The sequence below is a fragment of the Streptomyces sp. ISL-12 genome, assembly GCF_018614415.1.
GTDB lineage: Bacteria > Actinomycetota > Actinomycetes > Streptomycetales > Streptomycetaceae > Streptomyces.
This window is the reverse complement of the sequence record NZ_JAGGOO010000013.1, coordinates 34,290-42,222: the sequence shown is the minus strand read 5'-3', so window position 1 is coordinate 42,222 and position 7,933 is coordinate 34,290. Positions and strand designations below refer to the sequence as shown.

Annotated in this window: 6 protein-coding genes; 4 read left to right on the top strand and 2 right to left on the bottom strand. The window is 75.1% G+C overall.

Going from position 1 to position 7,933, the window contains the following annotated elements; genetic code table 11:
* A partial coding sequence (locus J7I94_RS03965; protein WP_215165119.1) for a TerD family protein occupies positions 1 to 549 on the bottom strand: 549 nt, incomplete at its 3' end.
* A 313-nt stretch (positions 550 to 862) separates the two neighbouring features.
* Here J7I94_RS03965 and J7I94_RS03960 point away from each other — a divergent pair.
* The 4 genes from J7I94_RS03960 to J7I94_RS03945 all read left to right on the top strand — a co-directional run bounded on the left by J7I94_RS03960 (position 863) and on the right by J7I94_RS03945 (position 5,569).
* Positions 863 to 1,309 (top strand): DUF6643 family protein, encoded by a 447-nt coding sequence (locus tag J7I94_RS03960; protein ID WP_215165116.1) that lies wholly within the window; start codon positions 863 to 865, stop codon positions 1,307 to 1,309.
* A gap of 39 nt (positions 1,310 to 1,348) precedes the next feature.
* A complete protein-coding gene (locus tag J7I94_RS03955; RefSeq protein ID WP_215165114.1) occupies positions 1,349 to 2,176 on the top strand; it encodes an MOSC domain-containing protein in 828 nt (275 codons plus the stop codon).
* Positions 2,177 to 2,370: 194 nt separating this feature from the next.
* Positions 2,371 to 2,976 (top strand): hypothetical protein, encoded by a 606-nt coding sequence (locus J7I94_RS03950; RefSeq protein WP_215165111.1) that lies wholly within the window; start codon positions 2,371 to 2,373, stop codon positions 2,974 to 2,976.
* Between the two features lie 154 nt (positions 2,977 to 3,130).
* A complete protein-coding gene (locus J7I94_RS03945; RefSeq protein ID WP_215165109.1) occupies positions 3,131 to 5,569 on the top strand; it encodes a right-handed parallel beta-helix repeat-containing protein in 2,439 nt (812 codons plus the stop codon).
* On the opposite strand, the gene J7I94_RS03940 is transcribed toward J7I94_RS03945, so the two are convergent.
* On the bottom strand, positions 5,539 to 7,923 hold the full coding sequence (locus J7I94_RS03940; protein WP_215165108.1) for a hypothetical protein: 2,385 nt from the start codon (positions 7,921 to 7,923) through the stop codon (positions 5,539 to 5,541). The genes J7I94_RS03945 and J7I94_RS03940 overlap by 31 nt on opposite strands.
* Positions 7,924 to 7,933: the final 10 nt, after the last annotated feature.

The window sequence follows — 7,933 nt, the reverse complement described above, 5'->3', positions numbered from 1 at the left end:
CGAGGCGGCCCGGGGCGGGGGCGTCCGCCCCGGTTCGTCCACCGTGATGCCGTAGTCCGTGGCCAGGCCCTCCAGCCCGCTGCGGTAGCCCTGGCCGACGGCACGGAACTTCCAGGTGCCCTGGCGGCGGTAGAACTCGCCCAGGACGAAGGCCGTTTCGACCGTCGCCCCCGGATTGTCGAAGCGGGCCGCCACCGCGCCCCCCGCCGCGTCGCGGACCTCGATGCAGAGGCCGGGGACCTGGCCGAAGGAGCCGCCGCCGGCGGAGGCGGCGAGGACCACCGTCTCGATGGCGGGCTCCACGCCCGCGAGGTCGACGAGCAGGCTGTCGGTCACCCGGCCGCCGGCCTCCCGCTTGCCCTCGTGGCGGACGGCGCCGGAGGTGTGCGCCGGCTGGTTGTAGAAGACGAAGTCCGCGTCGGAACGGACTTTTCCGTTCACCAGGAGCAGTGCCGAGGCGTCCACGTCGGGCACGCCCGGTCCGGAACGCCAGCCCATTTCCACGCGCAGCGCCCCCGTCGGCACCACGGTGTTCGCTCCTTTGGCCATGAACATGTCCGGCCCCCTTTATTTCTTGCCGACAACGCCCCTGGGCGCGTTCCGTGCGGTCCGTCCATTCTGCCGCGCGCGGCGCGTTTCCGCCGTCGTCCGGCCGCCGGTCCGGGCGGACCAGGCCGTGGAACCGGGCCGCAACCGGCCGGTAACACGCGCGCAAGTCGGCCTTTATCAGAAGATCGCGTTCCGGGCATGCCCTTTTTCATCAAGTTCGCTCGCATTGGGGATCTCAGGTCACGGCGGACACGGAAAACAACCCTCTTATCGGTCTCCCCAACCAGCACATCGTGGGCTTAACTTATGTGCCATGACCTCCCCCCGCTCCACCTATGGCGGCGGCTACTACTCCGCCTCCTTCCCGGACACCCCGATCTACGACTCGCTCGTGGCCGAACGGGGCACCCCGCAGATCGCCCCGATCCGGGTCCCCGCCGCGTACGACACCCCGGGCAGCCACCTGCCCGCCCTCCCCTCGGCGCTCCCCGCGCTGCCGGCCGCGCCCTCCCAGCCCTCCTACGGCTATCCGCAGCAGGCCCCCCAGCCCGCGCCGCTGCAGCAGGCCCCCGCCCCCTACATCCCGCAGCAGATGTCGGCGCCGCGTGGCTACCCCGCGCCCCAGCAGCCCCAGCAGCCCCGCCCGGCGGCGCCCGCCCCGGCCGGGTACGAGGCGATGCGCCCCGCGGCGCCCCGGCCCGCACCGGCCCCGGCTCCGTACCAGGACCCGTACAACAACCAGCAGTACCGGGGCTACTGAGCCGGCCCGACTGTCGGTGCCGCCTGGCACGATGACCCCATGGGGAACGCGCGACTGCGGTCGATTCACGTACATCCGGTCAAGGCGTTCCGGGGTTTCGCGCCCCGGGAGGCGGAGGTGGAGCCCTGGGGGCTGGCCGGAGACCGGCGCTGGATGCTGGTCGACGACGGGGGAAAGGTCGTCACGCAACGCCAGTGGCCACGCCTCGCGCTGGCCGCCGCCGAGCCGCTGCCCGGCGGCGGCATACGGCTGTCCGCGCCCGGCGCGCGGCCGCTGTCGGTACCCGTCCCGGACCCTGGGGAGACGGTCACGGTGGAGCTCTTCCGTGACAAGGTCCGTGTGACACCGGCCGCCGACGAGGCCGCGCACGCGTGGTGCGGTGCCTATGTGGGGGCGCGGACCCGGCTGGTGTACCTGGACGACCCCGCCACCCGCCGGCCCGTCGACCCGGAGTACGCGCGACCGGGCGAGACCGTGTCCTTCGCCGACGGCTACCCGCTGCTGCTGACGACCACGGCCTCCCTGGACGCCCTCAACTCGCTGATCGCGCGGGGCGGTCACGCCGCGGAGGGCCCACTGCCCATGGACCGTTTCCGGCCCAACGTGGTGGTGTCCGGCACCGAGCCGTGGGCGGAGGACGACTGGTCGCGCGTGACCATCGGCGAGGTCTCCTTCCGGGTCGCCAAGCCGAGCGGACGCTGTGTGGTGACCACCACCGACCAGGACACCGCCGTCCGCGGCCGGGAACCCCTGCACACCCTGGGGCGCCACCGCCGGCACGGCGGCAAGCTGCTCTTCGGACAGAACCTGGTGCCGCTGACCCGCGGCACGGTCCGCGTCGGCGACCCGGTCACCGTCGACGGCTGACCCGGCGGAGCACTGGTCTGCCGGCGGGAACCCGGGGGCAGGGCCCGCGCGTTGACCCGGATGAGAAGTTCATGAGAGGTCCGCCGGGGCGCCCGGCGGGATCCGCCGGGGGGTGATCTCGCTCTCTCTTCGACGGCTGCGCTCATGAACGGCTCGGTCCGGGGTTGTCACGGAGCGGGAAGGGGGTGCGGACCGTGCGAGCGATCGGGGGACTGTGGCGCTGGCGGCACAATCCGCTGCGCCGCGCGACCGACCTGGCCGAGGCCTGGGTGGCGCTGGCCACCCTGGTGCTGATCGTGTGCGTCGCACCCGTGGTGGGCGTGGTGGTGGGCACGGCCGCCGCCGACGCCCTGCGACGGTCGGTCCACGACCAGCAGGAGACCCGCCACCGGGTGACGGCCACCGTCGTCCGCGAGCTGGACCCCTCGCCGCTGGACGTCGACCCGGAGGCCGCCGCCGCGGCTCCCCCGCGCAGCCGGGTCCTCGCCGAGTGGACGGCACCGGACGGCTCCGCCCGGCACGGCCCCGTCCTGACGGTCGCCGACAGCCCGCACCCCGGCGACCGCTTCCCGATATGGACGGACGAGCACGGCCGGACGGTGGCCCGCCCGCTCGACGCCGCCACCGCCGCGACCCACGCCGTGCTCGCCGGGACCGGCGCCGCCCTCGCGGCCGCCGCCCTGGCCGAAGGGGCGCGACGGCTGGTCGTCTGGCGCATGGTCCGCCGCCGCTACGCCCGCCTGGACCAGGCATGGGAGCAGGCCGGTCCGGACTGGGGCAGGACGGGCACCGGCAGTTGACCGGCTTCGCCTCCGGTCGGCCCACCCCTCCGGCGCACGCTACGGTGGACCGGCCGAACCCGTTTCGGCATCGACCCGCGCGTGAGAGACCACCGGGGCACGCCCCGGCGGTGAACGAGCCATCGAACCAACGAGGTGGGGGCACAGCAACGCCATGGCACAGGGCACGGTCCAGGTGACGCACACCGGCACGTCGCGGTGGCGGCGCCGCACGGGCGAGTACGCATCACTCGCCGCCGCCCTGGAGGCCGCGGCCGACGGTGACGTGCTCACCATCGCCCCCGGCACCTACCGGGAGAACCTCGTGGTGCGGCGGGCGGTGACCCTGCGCGGTCCCGACGGCTCCCACGGATCGGTGCGGATCGCGCCCGTGGACGGGGTGCCGCTCACCGTGCGCGCCTCGGCCGTGGTGCAGGACCTGCACGTCGAGGGACAGGACGCGGCGGCACCCGCCGTACTGATCGAGGAGGGCACCCCGGAACTGCTCGACGTCCGGGTCGTCACCCGGTCCGCCGCCGGGATAGAGGTGCGCGGCGGCGCGCGGCCGACGGTGCGGCGGTGCTCCGTCGACAACCCGGCGGGCATCGGCATCGCCGTGGTCGACGGCGGGGGCGGGGTGTTCGAGGAGTGCGAGGTCGTCGCGGCCGGCCAGGAGGGCGTCGCGGTGCGCTCCGGCGCCCGCCCCCGGCTGGACCGCTGCCGCGTCCACCACGCCGCCGGCTCGGGCCTGACGGCGACGGGCGAGCACTCCTCGCTGGAGGCCGTGGGGTGCGAGATCTACGAGGTGCGGGGCAGCGGCGTCCAGGTCACCGGCCGGGCCACCGCGCACCTCACCGACTGCGACGTACACCGCACCACCGCCGACGGCATCACGCTCGACACCGACGCGGTGCTCACCCTCGCCGACTGCCGCATCCACGACATCCCCGAGAACGCGGTGGACCTGCGCTCCCGTTCCGTCCTCACCCTGACCCGCACCACCGTGCGGCAGTTCGGCCGCAACGGCCTGTCGGTGTGGGACCCGGGCACCCGCGTGGACGCCAACCAGTGCGAGATCTTCGACAGCACGGGCGACTACCCGGCCGTCTGGGTCAGCGACGGCGCCACCGCCGTGCTCGACTCCTGCCGGGTGCACGACGTGCCGGACGCCCTGTTCGTCCTCGACCGGGGCTCGCGCGCCGACGTCGTCGACAGCGACCTGTCGCAGGTGCGCAACACCGCGGTGTCGGTGAGTGACGGCGCCACCGCCCAGCTCGACGACTGCCGTATCCGGGAGGCGGCGACCGGCGCCTGGTTCCGCGACCACGGCAGCGGCGGCACGCTGAACAACTGCTCCGTCGACTCCACCCGTACCGGAGTGATCGTCACCAAGGGCGCCGATCCGACCATCGAGCGCTGCACCATCGACTCCCCCGGCGAGGCCGGCGCCTATGTGTCGGCCGGGGGCCGCGGCAGCTTCCTCGACTGCCGGGTGACCAACAGCGGCGGCTACGGCTTCCATGTGATCGACGGCTGCCGCACCACGCTGCGCAAGTGCCGCACCGAGCGGTGCGCGCGCGGCGGGTACGAGTTCGCGGACGCCGGGCCGGACGCGGGCGACGCGGGGCCCGTGGTCGAGGACTGCACCAGCGACGAGAGCACGAGCCTGCGGACGCCGCCCGAGACACGGGAGCCCGCCGTGCACACGGTGACCCGCTCCCCCGGGCTGCTGGGCTCGATCCCCGGGCAGCGCAGCACCGAGCAGGAGCCCCTCGTCACGGCCGCCGCGCCCGAGCGGCCGGCCCGGGACTCTCAGGACGTCCTCGGCGAACTGGACGCGCTGGTGGGCCTGGAGAGCGTCAAGCGCGAGGTGCGCGCCCTGATCGACATGATCGAGGTGGGCCGGCGCCGGCAGCAGGCGGGCCTGAAGGCGGCGTCGGTCAAGCGGCACCTGGTCTTCACCGGCTCCCCCGGCACCGGCAAGACGACGGTGGCCCGGCTGTACGGCGAGATCCTGGCCTCCCTGGGCGTCCTGGACAAGGGGCACCTGGTCGAGGTGTCCCGGGTGGACCTGGTCGGCGAGCACATCGGCTCCACGGCGATCCGCACCCAGGAGGCGTTCCAGAAGGCGCACGGCGGCGTGCTGTTCATCGACGAGGCGTACGCGCTCTCCCCCGAGGACGCGGGCCGCGACTTCGGCAAGGAGGCCATCGACACCCTCGTGAAGCTGATGGAGGACCACCGCGACGCGGTCGTGGTGATCGTCGCCGGCTACACGGCGGAGATGGAGCGGTTCCTGTCCGTCAACCCCGGTGTGGCGTCCCGTTTCTCGCGGACCATCACCTTCGGCGACTACGGGCCCGAGGAACTGCTGCGGATCGTGGAGCAGCAGGCCGACGAGCACGAGTACCGGCTGGCGCCGGGCGCCGCCGAGGGGCTGCTGAAGTACTTCGCGGCGCTGCCCAAGGGGCCGGCGTTCGGCAACGGCCGTACCGCGCGCCAGACCTTCGAGGCGATGGTGGAGCGGCACGCGAGCCGGGTCGCGCAGGTCGCGGACCCCAGCACGGACGAGCTGACCCTGCTCTACGCCGAGGACCTGCCCGAGCAGCCCTGAGGCCCGCCGTCGGCGCCCGGCACCGCCCGCGTCCCGTCCTCCTCGGGCCGGGGTGCCGGCACCTGGGGGCGCAGCCGGGCCAGCAGCCGCCGGCGTTCCTCGGCGAACGCCGGGTCGGCCTGGTAGTCGCCGTGCCCGAGGATCGGGGCGGGCAGCGGGTGCTCGGCGGTGCGGCCGTAGGAGAGCGGGTCCTTCAGGGCCTCGCGGTCGACCTCCGGGCCGCAGTCGCCGGGCAGCCGGACCGGGCCGCCGATCGGGTCGGTGTGCCGGTACAGGTTGCGCCAGCAGTCGATCTCCTGGTGCAGGGAGGCGAGCGCGGCCGGTCCGAAGTGGGCGGGGAACCAGCGGCCGTAGAGCCGCTCCAGCGGGGAGCCGTAGGTGAGCAGGGCGACCCGGCCGCGGGCGGACGGCTCCAGTTGCCAGGCCGCGGCGGCGGCGAGCACGCTGCCCTGGGAGTGGCCGGACAGCACCAGCTTTCCCCCGGTGGCCCGGGGGCAGGTGGCCATGCGCCAGGTCAGGTCGGGCACGGCGCGCTCGGCGTAGCAGGGCGGGGCGAAGGGATGGGCGGCGCGCGGCCAGAAGGTGCCGACGTCCCACAGGATGCCGATGGTGCGCCGCGCGGAGGCGTCCTTGTAGGCGCGGCGGCCCCAGGTGACGAACAGTATGAAGCCGAGGCCGATCAGCCAGGAGCCCACGGCCTGCGCGGTCTGGGCGGCGCCGTGCACGACGGCGTACGTCCCTTCCGCGGCCTTCGCCGGGGTCCGTCCGGTGGTCAGGGCGCCGGCGAGGGCGCCCATGCCGAGCAGGAAGGTCGCGGTGGAGACGACGGCGACCAGGAGCGGTGCCAGGTCGGTGAGGCCGGCCATCGCGCGGACGGCGGCGATCCGGCGGGTACGGGCCGGGTCCCCGGCCTCGGCCGCGTGGTCACCGGCCACGGCGGCGCGTTCGGCGCGGGCCCGGGACCAGGCGCGCCGGGCGAGCAGGGCGCACAGCGCGAGGACCACGACGAGCAGCGGCGGGATCACGGACGCCTGCCAGGTCAGCAGGACCGGCGGACCGGCGAGCGAGGTGCCGGTGCCGTCCAGCCAGTCCGACACCCGCTGGGCGACGCCGCCGGACATGACGCCGCCGAGGGCGCAGGCCAGCATCGCGACGGCGGGTCCGCCCAGGCCCCGCATCGCGGCGCGCGGGTCGGGCGCGGCCCGGTGCAGCACGTGGGCGACGGCGGCGAGGGCGACGACCAGCAGCCCCTGGGCCAGGGCGAGGCCGCCGAAGACCGCGTCGCCCGGCAGCCGCCCGGCGGACGCCCACCCCGGCCGCTGCCATCCGGCGTACACCGCGGCGAGCAGCAGCAGGGCGAGCGCGGCGAGCGGCAGCCGCCGTACGAGGTGTTCGTCGAGCCCTCGGTCGAGGATCCGTTCGCCGCGGCCCCGGCGGCAGACCACGCCCACCACGACGGCGGCCATGACGACCAGGGCGGTCTGAAGGAGCCACCCGCCGGTGTCCAGGAACGCGGGTCCGCCGGCCCGGCGGTCGAAGCGGGCCGCGGGTACGGCGAGGGCGGCGGCGACGGTCAGCAGCCCGGCGGCGGTGTGCGCGGCGCGCAGCCGGGCCACCAGCCGGCGCCCGTACCAGAACCCGGGCCGGCCCAGGGCGTTGTGCCCGCTCTCCGTCCCGGCTTCCGGATCGCGCTCCATCGGCTGCTGGGACTCGTAGGCGCGCCAGGTGCGCAGGGACAGGTACCAGAGCAGGCCGGTGAGCGCGGCGGGCACCAGGGCGGCCAGGGCGAGCCGGCGGCCGGGGGCGCTCCACCAGCCGGCGTCGGGGCCGGCCGGGGAGAGGAAGCCCAGCCAGGAGTGGCGCGTGGCGCACGCCTCGGTGCCGGCGCACTGCCAGGCCGCGAGGTCCAGGGCGACCTCCGCGGCGGCGGCGACCAGCAGCACCGTCAGGGTCAGCCCGGCGAGCCGCACCAGCAGGCCGTACAGGCGCACCGTCCGGGTGTGTCCGGTGGCGGCGGGGCGCATCCAGTGGGCGAGGTTGGCCACCATGAAGGGCAGGAGCAGCAGCCACAGGGCGCGGGTGCCGTCGCCGGAGGTGAGGTTGCACCAGACGTACGCCTCGGGCACCGGTCTGTCCCGGTAGTCCTCGGGGCGTGCCTCGGCGTCGGCGTCCTCGGCGCGGCGGAAGACGGCCGCGATGTCGTCGCCGGTGACCCGTACCGTGCGCGGGTCGTCGAGCATCTCCTGCGGGGTGGTGCCGCCCACGCCGTGCACCAGGAGTTCCAGGGCGGTGCCGGTGCCCTGTCCGCCGTCCGCCGCGCCCTGGTGTGCGGACCGTTCCTGCGCCTGTTCCACTGTGTCGCAC

What these genes read in the sequence shown, in the direction of transcription:
- J7I94_RS03960 (WP_215165116.1), top strand. Translation starts at nt 863, where the DNA reads ATGACCTCCCCCCGCTCCACCTATGGCGGCGGCTACTACTCCGCCTCC.
- J7I94_RS03955 (WP_215165114.1), top strand. Translation starts at nt 1,349, where the DNA reads ATGGGGAACGCGCGACTGCGGTCGATTCACGTACATCCGGTCAAGGCG.
- J7I94_RS03945 (WP_215165109.1), top strand. Translation starts at nt 3,131, where the DNA reads ATGGCACAGGGCACGGTCCAGGTGACGCACACCGGCACGTCGCGGTGG.